The sequence below is a fragment of the Aurantimicrobium sp. INA4 genome, from assembly GCF_027924525.1.
Classification (GTDB): domain Bacteria; phylum Actinomycetota; class Actinomycetes; order Actinomycetales; family Microbacteriaceae; genus Aurantimicrobium.
Genome location: NZ_AP027040.1, coordinates 342,000 through 357,455 on the forward strand (window position 1 = coordinate 342,000; position 15,456 = coordinate 357,455).

Here is a 15,456-nt window from a genome sequence, read left to right on the forward strand (position 1 = left end):
TAGTGCAGCGAACTTAGTTAGCCGGAGTCTCCGGACACGCAGATAACAATGCGGAGCCGGGGAAGGACTCCTGAATTGTTGTCAGCGCCTCAGTAATAGCTGTGGGCTCAATTGTGGGTGTTCCCAAAATTGGAGCCAGTGGTGAGTCCAGTACGGTGAGAGCCAGAAGGATCACTGCAAGCATTCCCCAGGCCATCGCCGCAGAGATGCGGGCTAGCCACTTTCGGTCGGCAAGGTGCATTGCGAGCAATGCAGCCATGATGAAACTTGCGAAGAAAATCACCATCCAGACCACTTCAGGAATCATGGCGGTGTTTCCCATCACAAGCTCTTCACGAGCATTTGTCAGGTCAGAAACGCTGCTGAGAAGTACGGGGTAGCTACCCTGTTGCTGATTGGTTTCCAGGGAGACTCTGCTTACGTCAGTGTTGAGTTTGAGCAGCCATTCTTCCGTCGACTGAGATCCACCGATGACACCATTTCCGATTGCCTGCCAATCAGAGGTTGAGATGGAGCGCAGTGTGCAGACTGTGTCACGACGTACTTCGAAGCGTTGTGATTCTTCGAGAGTTTCTGACGCAGTGAACACTCCCACGCTGCTGCGAGCGACGGCCTGAATGTTGCTCTTCGTGTCATCGAATTCGGTGACACCGAAGCTCAGGAGCAAACCCAGCAAAATTCCAACAGCACCACCGACAAAGGCAAGAGTGTCGGTGAGGCGACCGAGCTCATGGCCTTGAAGAGAACCTTCGGTGAAACGGTTGTCTGCAAAACGGTGGATTGCCCTGCCCACAAACCAACCAACCAAAACACAGGCAAGAAGGATGCCTTGGGTGATCAGAATCTGAGCATACATAGTTTTACAAGCCTAGTTCGGCCAAGGTTGGTGGGTTACATCCAGCACGTGAACAGGTGATCGCACCGACTTCTGCGGCTAAGGTGAGCAGGTCAATCCAGTCGTCTAACGTGACTTTGGCCAGGAGTTCTTCTGCATTAGCTCCCAGTGCACCTCGGTGCTGCAAACCATAGAGTGTTGCTCCCAAGAAAGAGTCACCGGCTCCCACGGTATCTACGAGCTCAATGACGGGGGCCTTCACACTGACGGTGTCACCGGTTGGTGTAAACAAGGTTGCACCATCAGCTCCGCGGGTCATGATGACGTGGTGTCCTGCAGCTGCCCATTGGCGTGCAGTGTCAACGGGGGAGCGGTCTGGGTAGAGCCATGCCAAGTCATCATCTGAGGCTTTGACGATGTGAGCAAGTTTGATTTGGCGCTCAACGCGAATAGTTTCGCTTTCGCGCTGGAACCCGAGACCCGGACGAATGTTGAGGTCGATGACCACAGTCGAGCCTTGGGTGGAGTGGAGATGTCCTGCCAGGTTTTCAATCACCGATGCGCCAGGTTCAATGGCGGTCGCCACAGAACCAATCACCAACGCTGCAGGTGGTTCGACTTCGAGGTGAACAAAAGCACCTAGAGTCCAGCCCCAGTCGGCAGTGCCCTTGAGATAGAAGCTGTAACTCGCCTTACCCTGCTCATCTAGTGAGGCAACGGCGAGCGAGGTGGGATCACTGGTGCGCTCCACGAGAGAGAGGTCAATGTTTTCTGGACTGAGCCAGTCGTGCAACTTCTCACCAAATTTGTCGGTGCTCATGCGGCCAGCAAAGCTGACATGGGCACCCAAACGGGCAAGTGCAATAGACACATTTGCTGGCGCACCACCAGGCTTGGCCTGATAGCTGCCATCTGCTTGTTGGATGAGGTCAATGAGTGCCTCACCGATGACCACAATGCGATCACTCATCGATGTCTCCTTCGACAGTGTGGGGGAGGGACGCCCCAAACAAGTTAGTGGGTGCTGGGCTCAGCTTCGACCTCGGTGCGGTCGCCAGACCACAGAGTGTGGAAGGTTCCAGGCATATCAACACGCTTATAGGTGTGTGCACCAAAGAAGTCACGCTGACCCTGAACCACCGAAGCAGGCAGACGCTCAGCACGAAGTCCGTCGTAGTAGGACAGCGAGGAAGCAAAAGCAGGGATGGGGTATCCAGCTAGTGACGCACCTGCAACAATGCGACGCCATGCACCTAGTGACTTCGCAACAGCATCAGTGAAGTAGTCATCGAGCAGGAGGGAGAGCAAGTTTGCGTCCTTACCATAAGCCTCAGCAATGCGGTTGAGGAACTGTGCACGAATGATGCAACCACCGCGCCAGATCTTGGACACAGCACCGAGGTCAATGTTCCAGTTGTATTCCTTAGCACCGGCGCGAATCGCGTCGAAGCCCTGAGCGTAGGCAACAATCTTGGATGCGTAGAGTGCGCGGCGAACGTCCTCGACAAATGCGGCCTTGTCGGCGACGTTGTAAGCAACAGTGTCTCCAGGCAGGTTGTTGGCAGCATCGCGCTGTGCGCGCTGTGAAGACAGCGAACGAGCGAATACTGCCTCGGCAATACCGGAAACAGGAACGCCCAAGTTCAGTGAGGTCTGCACAGTCCACACGCCAGTGCCCTTGGAGCCTGCCTCGTCGAGGATGACGTCAACCAGTGGCTTACCGGTCTTGGCATCCACCTGCTTGAGAACCTCAGCGGTGATCTCGATGAGGTAGGACTCGAGCTCGCCCTTGTTCCATTCGGTGAAGATGTCTGCGATCTCTGCTGGAGAGAAGCCACCAATGTTGCGCAGCAGGTCATATGCCTCAGCGATGAGCTGCATGTCTGCATACTCAATACCGTTGTGAATCATTTTCACAAAGTGACCAGCACCGTCGGTGCCGACGTGGGTCACACAAGGCTCACCCTCTGCAACAGCTGCGATGGAAGAAAGGATGGGGCCAAGGGTCTTGTAGGACTCTGCAGATCCACCAGGCATGATGCTGGGGCCTTTAAGCGCACCCTCTTCACCACCGGAAATACCAGCACCGACGAAGTGAATTCCGGTGGGGGAGATAGCTGCCTCGCGGCGAAGAGTGTCGGTAAATAGAGCGTTACCGCCATCGACAATGATGTCACCGGGCTCGAAACGTTCAGCGAGCTGGTTGATTACAGCATCAGTTCCAGCACCGGCTTGAACCATGATGATGGCAGTGCGGGGCTTAGCCAGGGAGGCCACAAAGTCGTCGATAGTCTCAGAAGCAATGAAGCCTGCTTCAGGGTGCTCGGTGATGAGCTGTTCGGTGCGTGCATAGGAGCGGTTGTAGACAGCAACGGTGTTGCCTTCGCGGCTGGCAAGGTTACGTGCCAAGTTTGAACCCATAACGGCGAGTCCTACGACTCCGATGTTTGCCTTCGCGCTCACGAATGCGTCTCCTAGCTTGAGAAATGAAAAAGGTGGGAAAAGGTAGAGAAAAAGTCGTCTCAAAGAAAAAGTCTCTGAGCTCAATCGTACCCGAGTTGAGTAAGCCTTCTTCCTCGATTTCGCGCTGTTACGGCTTTCCCGCTACAGTAAATACGTACTTCGGCGAGGGATATCTCTTGGATATCCGTTATCGACGCGGTGGAATGTGGCTCTTGCCGTTTCCTCACGCTGACATGCGTTCGAGTTGAAAACACGAGACGAGGCCACGGCCTCACGAGAAGGAGGCCATCATGGCTGAAATTGATAACAAGGTTCCTGCAGAGGTCCGTACACAGTTCGGCAAGGGTTTTGCTCGCCGTCTTCGTGCAGCTGGCCAGATTCCTGCGGTTGTATACGGTCACGGCTCAGAGGTTCTGCACGTTGCTCTTCCTGCACGTCAGGTATCTCTGCTTCTTCGTAAGAAGAACGCAGTTCTCGACCTGCAAATTGATGGCAAGAGCCAGCTCGCACTGGTGAAGGATGCTCAGAAGGATCCCGTACGTCAGATCATCGAGCACATCGACCTCGTTGTCGTCACCAAGGGTGAGAAGGTTGTCGTTGACGTCCCCATCCACATTGTTGGCTCTCAGCAGTCTGGTGCAACCCTTGAACTCGACGCCAAGTCGGTTCACCTTGAAGCTGAAGCAACTCACATTCCTGAGTTCATCGAGGTCAACATCGACGGTGCTGTACCTGGATTCCGCGTAACCTACGCTGACCTGAAGCTGCCAGCCGACGTTGCTGTTTCTGGTGACTCAGACCGCCTCGTTGTTCACGTCCACGGCGCTAAGGCACGTGACCTTGCAGAGTCTGGTGAAGAACTGGCAGCAGAGCTCGCTGATGAGGCAGCTCACGCTGAGCACAAGGCAGAAATTCACGCTGAGCAGCACGAGGCAGAGAAGGCTGAAGCACTCGCTGACGCTGAGCTCTCTGGTGCAGCTGCAGCAGCTGAGGCTGCTGAGTAATTACTCCAGTGAGTAATTCCTGGCTTGTAGTCGGGCTCGGTAACCCCGGGCCCGACTACGCCGGCCATCGCCACAACGTGGGCCAGATGGCATTGTCGCAGTTAGCCAGCGACATTGGGGCAACGTTCAAGTCCCACAAAGCCAACGCGCTTGTTGCAGAAGGTTGGGTGCGCCCCGGAGGCCCCAAACTGATTCTGGCCAAGCCCAACACCTTTATGAACCTCTCGGGTGGACCAGTTGCCAACCTGCTGAAGTTTTATGGCATCGAGCCATCGAATCTCATCGTCCTACATGACGAACTCGACATTGATTTTGACGTGGTGCGCCTGAAAAGCAATGGCGGCCACGGCGGCCACAATGGCCTCCGAGACATTATTGCCGCCATTGGCACGAACGAATTTGACCGCGTCCGCATCGGCATTGGGCGTCCGCCTGGACGCCAGGATGCCGCCGATTTTGTGTTGTCTAACTTTAATTCCTCTGAGCGTGAGGTGTTGCCACACGTTTTAGCGCACGTCTGTGATGCGGTGGACATGATTGCTACCGAAGGAATTCTTGCCGCGCAGCAGCGCTTCAATTCCCCGGCCTAACTTTTCAGGCCACACAAAGCTTCACCGTTTACGCTTAACGCCGTGAAGTTCTCAGCCCGCACCCAAATGATTGCCGCGTTGGCAGTCAGCGCTGTGCTGATTGGTTCCACTGCAAGCTGGGGTTCCCAGGTTTATGCAGAAACCCGAGCTTCTGCACTGAAACAAACCCAGCAGGTTATCTTTTCCGGCAACGAGCAGATTAATGCCCTCACTGAACGCGCTGCTGATCTTGAATTGGCCATCTCCAATGCCACAACCATCCTGAATGACTCCAGCGGGAAAGTTCTTGATGAGAATGCACGGCAGGTCCTAGAAAAGAGCATCTCAACTGCCCAAGCGACACTTGTGGCAAATAAAAAGACTGTGGCAAAGCTAAAGTCTCAACTGAAATCGCTCTCCAGTGGCGATATGTGGGAAGAAATACTGCCAACGCTTAAACGTGACCGGGCAGAAAACTCGGTCAGTATCAATAAAAAAGATGTTGAAGCCCTTGCCAATAACGTCATAGCACTGGGTCAAGGTATTCAAGCCGTTCAGGCAACACAGGCAGCGTGGCAGGCAGAGCAAGACCGTATCGCGGCAGAAAAAGCAGCTGCTGAAGCTGCTGCGGCAGCACAAGCTGCAGCTGCAGCCCGACGAGCTGCACAGGCAAAGACCTTGGAAAAAAATGGTGGATCAACAACCCCCACTGCTCCGGCCCCTCCGGTAACAGCTGCTGCTGCGGCACCGGTTACTCAAGGCTTTAGCGCAGAGGCCTACATCGCAGCCTTAGCTCCCAACGCCTATGTGGTGTGGGATAGCGGAATGTGTGCACGTCAGTTCGGCCCCAATGTGTATTTGTGCGGATTTGCCACGGTTAACTTGGCAGGTAGCAATACGGATCGTGTACCTATCACCCTCGACAGCAGTTTGACTGAACGCTATTCCAACAGCGTGGGAGTTTCCGTGCTTGTTCATGAAGCGGCACATGCCAGGCAGTGGTGGAAGTATGGGCCTTCCATCATGACTGCCTACAACGCGCTCGTTCCAGGTCAAACCGGATCCATGCCTGTGGAGTGGATGGCTGATTGTGCCACCATCGTAAAACTGGGTTACAGCACCGGTGCCTACACACGTAGCTGCACTGCTGAACAGTTAGCTGAAGCCGCCACCCTCTGGTGACCTGCGTAAACTAGCTTGCATGGTATTTCACGGGCTTTCGCGCGCCCTTTCGCGTACCCGAAATATCGCTGAGGCTCTGAACTACGCCAACAAAGATGCGGATTTTTCTCTTGTAGAAGGTCTCAATGCTCCTCTGCTCACCTCCTTGATTGAGGCCCGCATTGTCCGCGGCGAGCCACCTGTGGTCTTGGCTGTCACCGCAACTCAGCGTGAATCTGAACGACTTGCTGCCGCTTTAGGAAGTTTGCTTCCTCACGCGATGGTGGCGGAATTCCCTGCCTGGGAAACCCTGCCCCATGAGCGTCTGAGCCCCAGCCCAGAAATTGTGGGTCGACGTTTCGATGCCATTCGCCAGTTGCGGGATTGGGACGGCAATACTCCGCTTGTCATGATCACCTCAGTCAGAGGTGTGCTGCAACCAATCGCCGACAATCTCGCCGAAGTGGACCCCATCCTTGTCACGGTGGGCTCACGCGGAAATGATCTGCACGAGATTGCCTCACGCTTAGTGGACCTTGCTTATGTCCGGGTTGACATGGTCACCCGTCGAGGTGAGTTTGCCGCGCGCGGGGGCATCTTGGATGTTTTCCCCCCGGTGGCGGACCATCCCATTCGTGTGGACTTCTTCGGTGATGAGATTGACAGCATTCGGGCATTCTCTGTCGCTGACCAAAGATCCCTCGACGGTGATCTGGACACTGTCGCGCTGCCACCCAGTCGTGAACTTCTCCTGACTGAACCCGTGCGTCAACGTGCCCGGGAGATGGAGCACGAATTCCCGGGTATATCCCAGATGCTCTCCAAGATTGCCGAGGGCATTGCGGTGGAGGGAATGGAGTCCCTCACCCCAGCACTGGTAGACAACCTTGTGCCAATGACGAACTATCTGCCCAAGGGTTCCGCTATCGCACTGCTGTCACCAGAACGCATCGCCACTCGTGCCATCAACCTCACCGAAACGAATCGTGAATTCCTCGATGCGGCATGGAATGCAGCAAGTGCGGGCGCACAAGCACCCATTGATCTTTCGGCGGGAGATTTCCTCACCATCACACAACTGCGTGAACACTACTCGGGCGGTCCCTGGTGGACATTCAGTGCCTTCCAACACGGTCCTGAAGCGTCAGAACCTCTGCCTGAAGAGCTCGACCTTGATGAGATCCTGGCTGTGCGGATCAATGCTGAAGCTGTCCCCAGCTTTGCCGGGAACATTGATGGTGCTGCTGAACACGTGGAGTCCTTACTCAAGAACAACTGGACCGTCATCGTAGCGGCCGAAGGTCACGGACTCGTTGAGCGCGCAGGTCAGGTTTTAGCTGAACGAAATCTTGCTGCCCGCATGGTTGAGCAGCTTCCTGGCGAGCTCGAACCCGCGGTGGCATACCTCGTTCAAGCATCTGTGGAGGCAGGGTTTGAGCTCGAGGAAGCCAAGCTTGCCGTTATTTCCGAATCAGAGTTTTATGGCCGCGCTGCCAGCTATGACGCCAGAGCTCCTCGCAAACTGGCCAGCAGGCGCAAGAACGTGGTTGACCCACTCAAACTTGAAGCTGGCGACATTGTGGTTCACGAAACTCACGGAATTGGTAAGTTCCTTGAGCTTGTTCAGCGTGAAGTTTCCACCGGTGGACGAAACGCCGTGAAGACGATGCGTGAGTACTTAGTAATTGAGTACGCACCCAGCAAACGAGGTTATCCCGGCGACAAACTGTATGTCCCCACAGATCAGCTTGATCAACTCACTCGTTATGTTGGCGGAGAGTCTCCCGCGCTCTCCAAGATGGGTGGAAGTGACTGGGGCCAAGCCAAGAATAAAGCACGCAAGGCTGTCCGCGACATCGCGGTTGAGCTCGTCAAGCTCTACAGCGCACGCATGGCAAGTAAAGGTTTTGCGTTCAGCCCGGATACCCCCTGGCAGCGCGAACTCGAAGAAGCCTTCCCCTATGTGGAGACAGTCGATCAACTCACCACCATCGACGAAGTCAAGGCAGATATGGAGCGGCCCATCCCCATGGACCGTCTTATCTCAGGTGATGTGGGTTTTGGTAAAACAGAAATCGCGGTTCGCGCAGCGTTCAAGGCTGTCCAAGATGGCAAGCAAGTTGCCATCTTGGTGCCCACCACGCTGCTGGTGAAGCAACACTTCGAGACCTTCCAAGAACGCTTTGCCGGATTCCCCGTTCACTTACGTGCACTGAGTCGTTTCCAAACGGATAAGGAAGCCAAAGAAACCTTGGCTGGCATGGCCGAGGGCACCGTGGACGTGGTCATCGGAACTCACCGCCTCTTAGCCCAGGGAGTTACCTTCAAAGACCTTGGCCTCGTCATCATTGACGAAGAGCAACGCTTTGGTGTGGAGCACAAGGATGCGCTCAAGAAACTCAAGACCAACGTTGACATTCTTGCCATGAGTGCGACCCCCATACCTCGCACACTCGAAATGGCTGTGACCGGTATTCGTGAAATGTCGACCCTGGCAACGCCGCCTGAGGATCGTCACCCTATTCTCACCTTCGTGGGGCCCTACTCCGAGAAGCAAGCCGCCGCTGCAATCCGACGAGAAATCCTGCGCGAAGGCCAAGTCTTTTTTGTGCACAATCGTGTCTCCAGCATCAATAGAGTCGCTGCGCAGATAGCAGAGCTTGTTCCCGAAGCGCGCGTGGGCGTTGCTCACGGTCAACTCTCCGAACACCAACTCGAGCAAGTCATTATCGACTTTTGGGAACGCAAATTCGATGTGTTGGTCTCTACCACCATCATTGAGACCGGTCTTGATATCGCCAATGCCAACACGCTCATTGTTGATCGAGCAGATAAATATGGCCTGAGCCAATTGCATCAGTTGCGTGGTCGTGTTGGCCGTGGCCGAGAACGTGCCTATGCCTATCTGTTCTATGACGAAACAACGCCCCTGAGTGAAACAGCCCACGACCGGTTGAACGCGCTCGCAGCCAATAACGAACTCGGCTCCGGAATTCAGATTGCTCTCAAAGACCTCGAGATTCGTGGTGCCGGTAACCTTCTCGGCGGAGAACAGTCAGGCCATATTGCAGGTGTGGGCTTCGACCTCTACCTTCGCATGATTGGCGAAGCGGTCTCTGCCTTCCGCGTCGACGTCGCAGAAGGCCAGACAGAGCTTCGCCTCGAACTGCCGGTTGATGCTCGCATTCCTGATGATTATGTCAATTCAGAGCGTTTGCGTCTGGAGGCGTATCAGAAGCTGTCGGTTGCCAGTGGTCCCCTCTCACGTGAAGAACAGATTGATCAGGTCTTCGAAGAACTCTCTGATCGCTATGGTGAACCACCAGCCCAGGTTCACAACCTGATAGCTATTTCCAGGCTTCGTCGCAGGGCTCACCAGTCCAGCTTGAGTGAGGTTGTTGTGATGGGTTCCAACCTGCGCATTACCCCGGTTGATCTTCCGGACTCGCTGCAGGTGAGATTGGCGAGGATGTATCCAGGAGCAAAATATGTTCCCGCTGCTCGGGTGATGACTGTTCCTCTTCCTGAGGATGTTGATCTGATTGCCTGGACAGGGAACCTGCTCGAGGCTATCTTCCCCGTTCCAGCAAAGTCAGATGCTAGTTCTTCTTCCGATAGTGACGAGAGCGCCACATAACCAAGCTTCCACCGATCACGATGGAAATTGCAGATCCAATTAAGACACCCAATACACCTTCATCTCTGATGAGGGCATTGTCGGCAAAGGCTAGTTCGTTCATCAAGAGCGAGACGGTGAAACCAATACCAGCCACTGCAGAGACAGTGACCACATCCCAGCCTTTGACGATTGTTTCGGTTGCTTCACCGCGCTGAATAATCGCGGCAACGATGCTGCCAGCAAGAGTAATTCCAATAATCTTCCCCAGCGGCAAACCAACAGCGATACCCCAGAACGCAGGACTGAGCTCACTGGGTGCAAGATCGGGAATCACTACCAACGCGGAGACGAAGGCAAAGAGGGGGAGTATCACAGCATTTGTTGTTGGCTGCAGGGCGTGAGCGGCTTTACCAGCCAAGCGAGGTTGAAGGACCAGACCTAGGGCAACTCCAGCGATGGTGGCATGCACGCCGGAAAGGTAGGTGAAATACCACGCAAACAACGCAACAACGACCAACAAAGTTGCTTGAAGCTGTGAATTCATTCGCCCTTGGCAACTAATGAACCGGAACAAGTACACGGCGATAACAGCCATGCCTAAAGCAATGAAGTCAATGCTGGATGTAAAGAACACGGCGATGATCAAGATCGCGATGAGGTCATCAATGACGGCCAAGGCAAGTAGAAAGACTCGCAGACGCCCGGGGAGACCTCGCCCCACAAGTGCAATGAGCCCCAATGCAAAAGCAATATCTGTCGCGGTGGGGATTGGCCAGCCTCGGGCATATTCTGCTCCAGCGATGGCGAAATAAACAGCCGCAGGGATAAACACTCCGCCTAGAGCCGTAATTCCTGGAGCGAGAGCTTTTTTGAATGAGCTCAGTTCGCCCACGGTTAATTCATGTCGAAGTTCAACAGCAATGATGAAAAAGAACACTGCCAGCAAAGCATCAGTAATCCAGTGAGCGATGCTCAGCTCAAGCCCAATGGCAGGAAAACCGACGTAGGAGTGGCTCAGTTCAATGAGTCCAGGGCCTGCCAATGAATTGGCCAGAAATAAGCCCAGCGCTGCGGCACCAGCAAGAGAGATGGCGGCATAGCGTTCGGATCTGAAGATCGTCTTCATGCTGACTCTGGCCATGCATCAAGACTACCTGCCGTGAAAAATAGCCGACTATGCCCCAGCGTTGGCGTGCTTTTCCAAGAACGCAAACAGTTCTGTCTCCTCCACACCGGGGAAGGTTCCTGAGGGCAGGGGAGAGAGCACGTGAGCATGCATGCGCGCACTGGGCCACGCTTTCCCGGACCAGCGCTGGGCAAGTTCGTCACTCGGAACACGGCAGCAGTTCTCATTGGGGCAGGTCGATACTTCACGGCGTTCGGTGTCGCGACCTCGGAACCACTTTGCGTCGTCGAATGGAACGCCGACGCTGATGGAGAATTCTTCCTTTTCCCCAGTACCTGTTTGGGTGGAGTCCCAGAAAGTTCCGCCAGGGGTATCGGTGTATTGATAAAACTCGTTTGTGCGGTTGGTGCGCTCGAACGCCATTCGTGCTGGCCACTTCCTGCAGATGACTTGGCCTTCGATCGAACCGTTCACATCCGCGGGAATCCGCAGACCATCGTTTTCGTAACCTCGGAAAAGACCCTCACCCTGGTTGACTCTGAGGAAGTGTGTGCGCAAACCAAGATGTTCTGTTGCCAGGTTGGTGAAGCGCAACGCAGCTGCCTCGTGAGTAACACCAAAGGCATCTCTAAAGTCTTCAATCGCAATGTTGCGGTCCTTTTTGGCATTTTGTAAAAACGCTACAGAGCGTGAGCGAGGCATGAGAGCCGCGGCTGCAAAGTAGTTGATTTCCAGGCGCTGCTGCAAGAATTCGGCGTAGTTCGAGGGCTTCTGATGGTTGAGCAATCTATGTGCGATGGCCTGCAGTGCCATGGCACGCAACCCGTGACCACCCGGGATGGACGCAGGGGGCAAGTAGATACGACCATTGGCGAGGTCAGTGATGGAACGAGCTGAACTGGGAAGGTCATCCACGAAGATGAGTTCAAACCCGACAAGGTTCGCCATCTCTGCCACCGTGCGGTGCATGAGAGCACCACTTTCGTGGCCTGCACGTTTGACGAGATCTTCAGCGAGCTCATCGAGTTCAGGAAGGTAGTTGTTTTTCTCGCGCATCACCGCTTGCAATTCGGTGTTTGCGCGACGGGCTTCCTCGGGCGTGGCAATGGAGAGGCGTTCGCGCCGCTCCATTTCTTTGTGTAGTCCCACGATGGCCTCGAGAGCTTCATCGCTAAGCCCTTTAGTGCTGCGGACAGCTGGCAATTGCAAGGAAGTGTACAGCTCAGATTGCTGGAGTCGTTCAAGTTCAATCTCGAGTTCCGAGCGGCGGTCTGGGGCCTCGGTGCTCAACAGTTCTTGCACGCTCACACCTAAGGTGGCGGCGATGGCATTAAGGAGTGAGAGCTTGGGCTCACGCTTACCGTTCTCAATGAGGGAGAGTTGGCTGGGCACAACCCCCACGCTGTCCCCGAGTTGTTCGAGGGTCATTCCCGAGTTGATACGGAAATGTTTGATGCGTTTGCCTAAAATCATCATGTCTGCGGCCATTTCTTTACAATACGAGAAAAAGCTCACTTTTTTCTAGTGAAATTTGTGAATGTTTCTCTTATCTCTCCTCAATACTTGAAATATCACCAAGTTTTTTCTTCCCTCGAGACTTGGATGAGACAAAGGAGACTCAGATGTCGATCGCAGACCTCACTCGTACCGAGCCCATCGCTCAGCCTGAGGTGCCCATCGCTACTGAACTCAACGCACCTCCCTTTGTCACTCAGCGTGCCCTGCTGCACTGGGTTGCAGACATTGCCAAACTAACCAAGCCGGAACGAATTGAATGGTGCGACGGTTCGGATGCCGAATGGCACCGCCTGACAAAGCTCCTCGTTGAGGCGGGATCCATGATTCCTCTCAATGCAGAGAAGCGCCCCAACTCGTTCCTGGTTCGCTCTGACCCAGATGATGTTGCACGTGTTGAAGACCGTACGTTTATTTGTTCCGTCAAGAAAGAAGATGCAGGTCCCACAAACAACTGGCGTGACCCAGATCTGATGAATGAAGAACTGCGTGGACTCTTCGATGGGTCTATGCGCGGACGCACTATGTACGTTGTCCCCTTCTCAATGGGTCCCTACGGCGGACCTATCTCGCAGGTCGGCATTCAGCTCACGGACTCTCCCTACGCTGTGCTCAACCTGCGCATCATGACCCGCATGGGTTTTGATGCTCTGGCTCAAATCGATGAAAAGACCCCCTGGGTTCCTGCGGTTCACTCGGTTGGTATGCCACTGGTTGATGCAACCGGTCGTCGCATCGAGGACATTGCTTGGCCTTCAAACCCCATCAAATACATCTGCCACTTCCCAGAAACTCGCGAGATCTGGTCCTTCGGTTCTGGTTACGGCGGAAACGCTCTTCTCTCTAAGAAGTGCTTCTCGCTGCGGATTGGTTCCTACATGGGTCTGCAAGAGGGCTGGCTCGCTGAGCACATGCTCATTCTCAAGCTCACCTCGCCTGAGGGTAAGGCGTACCACATGGCTGCTGCGTTCCCTTCAGCGTGTGGCAAGACCAACCTAGCCATGCTGCGCCCCACCATCCCCGGATGGAAAGCAGAAACCATCGGTGATGACATTGCCTGGTTGCGCCAGGGAGCAGACGGCCGCCTCTACGCCATCAACCCTGAAGCAGGTTTCTTCGGTGTCGCACCAGGAACTGGTGAAAAGACCAACCCTGTGGCGATGGACACCGTCAGTGGCAACACCATCTTCACCAACGTGGCGCTCACCGATGACGGCGACGTCTGGTGGGAGGGTATGACCGAGAGCGTTCCTGAGCACCTCATCGATTGGCGGGGCAACGACTGGACTCCTGATGCAGGACGCCCAGCGGCTCACCCCAACTCACGGTTTACTGTTCCAATTCAGCAGTGCCCCACCCTCTCAGATGAGTGGTACGAAACTGCTGGTGTACCCCTGGACGCCATCATCTTTGGTGGACGACGTGCAACCAACATTCCATTGGTCGCTGAAGCCTTCGACTGGCAGCACGGTGTGTTCATCGGTGCAACGATGTCGAGCGAGCAGACCGCGGCAGCAGAAGGTGTTGTCGGTGATCTTCGCCGCGATCCTTTCGCCATGCTTCCCTTCTGTGGCTACAACATGGCTGACTACTGGGGTCACTGGCTCGAGATTGGCAAGCAACTTGGAGACAAGGCCCCTGCAATCTTCCAGGTCAACTGGTTCCGTAAAGACGCTGACGGTTCATTCCTCTGGCCAGGGTTCGGAGAGAACTCTCGTGTCCTGGAGTGGATTGCACGCCGCGTAGATGGCGACGTGGCAACCGAAAACGCCCCCATGGGTCGTGTTCCCGCAGCAGGAACACTCAACCTCGATGGCGTGGATGTCTCAGAGGACGCCCTAGAAAAGTTGTTCCATGTTGATCGCAATATGTGGACTGCGGAGTGTGACCTCACCGAGGAATACTTCGAACAATTTGGTAACCGTGTTCCTGAAGCACTAACCGAAGAATTGGCTCAGCTACGAGGACGTCTCACCACGTAGAGTCCTGAGCCAAAACCGACAATTTATTGTCGGACGAGTGAACCGGGTCTGTGTCTCTCAGTCTCGGTGAGAAGATGGGGTTGTACATCTGGAGGGAAACTGATGACCAACCCCATCTTCTCCTCACTTCGTGAAGTGAAAAGCCCGCGCTATCTTGCAGCGATATGGGTTTCTCGCATCCTTGCGTTAGCCGTCGCCGCCCTCTACTTCACTGCATGGTGGGATGAGTCACAAGCACGGCAAGAACCCATGCTTGGGGGAGCATCCAACCCCAGCTTGATCTATACCTGGGCAGTATTCACTCACCTCCTGCCGGCTGTTGCTCTCGTATTCTTCATCGTTGTGGGCTGGAATAAGCCTGGAATATCTGGAATTGGGTTTGCCCTTTTCGCCTTCCTACAGGCATTTACTGTGGGCGGAGAATTCGCTTACATCCCCATCGTTGTTGCCCCCGCACTCATCGTGGCCCTTGCCTATGTGACCGCATATCGCTGGGGTATTCGTGAGAAGTTCCTCAAGAGCAAATCATGAGCGAAGAGCAGAAAGACCAATCCAAACTCGATGAGCTCATCGAAGTCATGGCCGTGTTGCGGGCACCAGGGGGCTGCCCTTGGGATGCCGAGCAAACTCACGAGTCCCTGATCAAATACCTCATCGAGGAAACCTACGAACTCATTGACGCTATTGAGTCGGGTGACCGCGACGCCATGATCGAAGAGCTCGGGGATGTGCTCTATCAAGTCATCTTCCACGCTGATCTTGCCTCCACCACACCAGGTGAAGAATTCGATATTCAAGATGTTGCCGCCCACATGACCGCCAAGATGGTTGGGCGCCACCCACACGTCTTCGGCGAGAACAAACTCGAAACTGCTGACGAAGTCATTCAAGTCTGGGATGAACTCAAGAAGGCAGAAAAGCCCGGAAGAACCTCCACGCTCGACGGCATCCCAAAATCCATGCCCGCCCTCGCGCTTGCCGAGAAACTTCTGGGCAAAGCTGAAAAGGTCGGTTTAGAGAAGCAGCACCTGCCTGATCCGCCCATCTGGGAAAGTGAAGACGAGGTGGGCAGTATTTTGCTGAGCATTGTCTCTTCTGCCCGCGAGCAAGGTATCGACGCTGAGAAAGCACTGCGTGTGCGGCTGCGTGAACTGCAGGAAGACATTCGAGAGGCAGAATAGA

12 protein-coding genes are annotated in these 15,456 nt (G+C 54.7%); 7 read left to right on the forward strand and 5 right to left on the reverse strand.

Annotation, left to right across the window (positions count from 1 at the left end; translation table 11 throughout):
* Positions 1-13 precede the first annotated feature (13 nt).
* Genes AINA4_RS01755 through gndA form a run of 3 tightly spaced genes read right to left on the reverse strand, consistent with a single transcriptional unit; the run spans position 14 to position 3,298 of the window.
* A complete protein-coding gene (locus AINA4_RS01755) occupies positions 14-856 on the reverse strand; it encodes a hypothetical protein (RefSeq protein ID WP_281787253.1) in 843 nt (280 codons plus the stop codon).
* Positions 857-860: 4 nt separating this feature from the next.
* The gene (locus tag AINA4_RS01760; protein WP_281787254.1) at positions 861-1,805 is read right to left on the reverse strand and encodes a carbohydrate kinase; all 945 of its coding nucleotides are present in this window, start codon (positions 1,803-1,805) and stop codon (positions 861-863) included.
* Positions 1,806-1,849: 44 nt separating this feature from the next.
* Positions 1,850-3,298 (reverse strand): NADP-dependent phosphogluconate dehydrogenase, encoded by a 1,449-nt coding sequence (gndA, locus tag AINA4_RS01765; protein ID WP_281787255.1) that lies wholly within the window; start codon positions 3,296-3,298, stop codon positions 1,850-1,852.
* A 290-nt stretch (positions 3,299-3,588) separates the two neighbouring features.
* On the opposite strand from gndA, the gene AINA4_RS01770 reads away from it, so the two are divergent.
* Genes AINA4_RS01770 through mfd form a run of 4 tightly spaced genes read left to right on the forward strand, consistent with a single transcriptional unit; the run spans position 3,589 to position 9,669 of the window.
* On the forward strand, positions 3,589-4,302 hold the full coding sequence (locus AINA4_RS01770) for a 50S ribosomal protein L25/general stress protein Ctc (protein WP_281787256.1): 714 nt from the start codon (positions 3,589-3,591) through the stop codon (positions 4,300-4,302).
* Positions 4,303-4,310: 8 nt separating this feature from the next.
* Positions 4,311-4,892, forward strand: a complete 582-nt coding sequence (gene pth, locus AINA4_RS01775; protein WP_281787257.1) for an aminoacyl-tRNA hydrolase — start codon at positions 4,311-4,313, stop codon at positions 4,890-4,892.
* A 42-nt stretch (positions 4,893-4,934) separates the two neighbouring features.
* Complete coding sequence (locus tag AINA4_RS01780; protein WP_281787258.1) at positions 4,935-6,053, forward strand: hypothetical protein; 1,119 nt, start codon at positions 4,935-4,937, stop codon at positions 6,051-6,053.
* A 19-nt stretch (positions 6,054-6,072) separates the two neighbouring features.
* Entirely contained in the window at positions 6,073-9,669 is a 3,597-nt protein-coding gene (mfd, locus tag AINA4_RS01785; RefSeq protein ID WP_281787259.1) for a transcription-repair coupling factor, read from the forward strand.
* Here the strand turns inward: mfd and AINA4_RS01790 are convergent.
* Positions 9,632-10,792: a Na+/H+ antiporter NhaA gene (locus AINA4_RS01790; RefSeq protein WP_281787260.1), complete on the reverse strand. Its 1,161-nt coding sequence runs from the start codon at positions 10,790-10,792 to the stop codon at positions 9,632-9,634. The genes mfd and AINA4_RS01790 overlap by 38 nt on opposite strands.
* Before the next feature lie 33 nt (positions 10,793-10,825).
* The gene (locus tag AINA4_RS01795) at positions 10,826-12,265 is read right to left on the reverse strand and encodes an XRE family transcriptional regulator (protein WP_281787261.1); all 1,440 of its coding nucleotides are present in this window, start codon (positions 12,263-12,265) and stop codon (positions 10,826-10,828) included.
* Positions 12,266-12,399: 134 nt separating this feature from the next.
* On the opposite strand from AINA4_RS01795, the gene AINA4_RS01800 reads away from it, so the two are divergent.
* The 3 genes from AINA4_RS01800 to AINA4_RS01810 all read left to right on the forward strand — a co-directional run bounded on the left by AINA4_RS01800 (position 12,400) and on the right by AINA4_RS01810 (position 15,455).
* Complete coding sequence (locus tag AINA4_RS01800) at positions 12,400-14,274, forward strand: phosphoenolpyruvate carboxykinase (GTP) (protein ID WP_281787262.1); 1,875 nt, start codon at positions 12,400-12,402, stop codon at positions 14,272-14,274.
* Positions 14,275-14,376: 102 nt separating this feature from the next.
* Positions 14,377-14,805, forward strand: coding sequence for a hypothetical protein (locus AINA4_RS01805; RefSeq protein ID WP_281787263.1), 429 nt, complete (start codon positions 14,377-14,379; stop codon positions 14,803-14,805).
* Positions 14,802-15,455, forward strand: a complete 654-nt coding sequence (locus AINA4_RS01810; RefSeq protein WP_281787264.1) for a MazG family protein — start codon at positions 14,802-14,804, stop codon at positions 15,453-15,455. Before AINA4_RS01805 ends, AINA4_RS01810 begins: the two co-directional genes overlap by 4 nt.
* Position 15,456 lies beyond the last annotated feature (1 nt).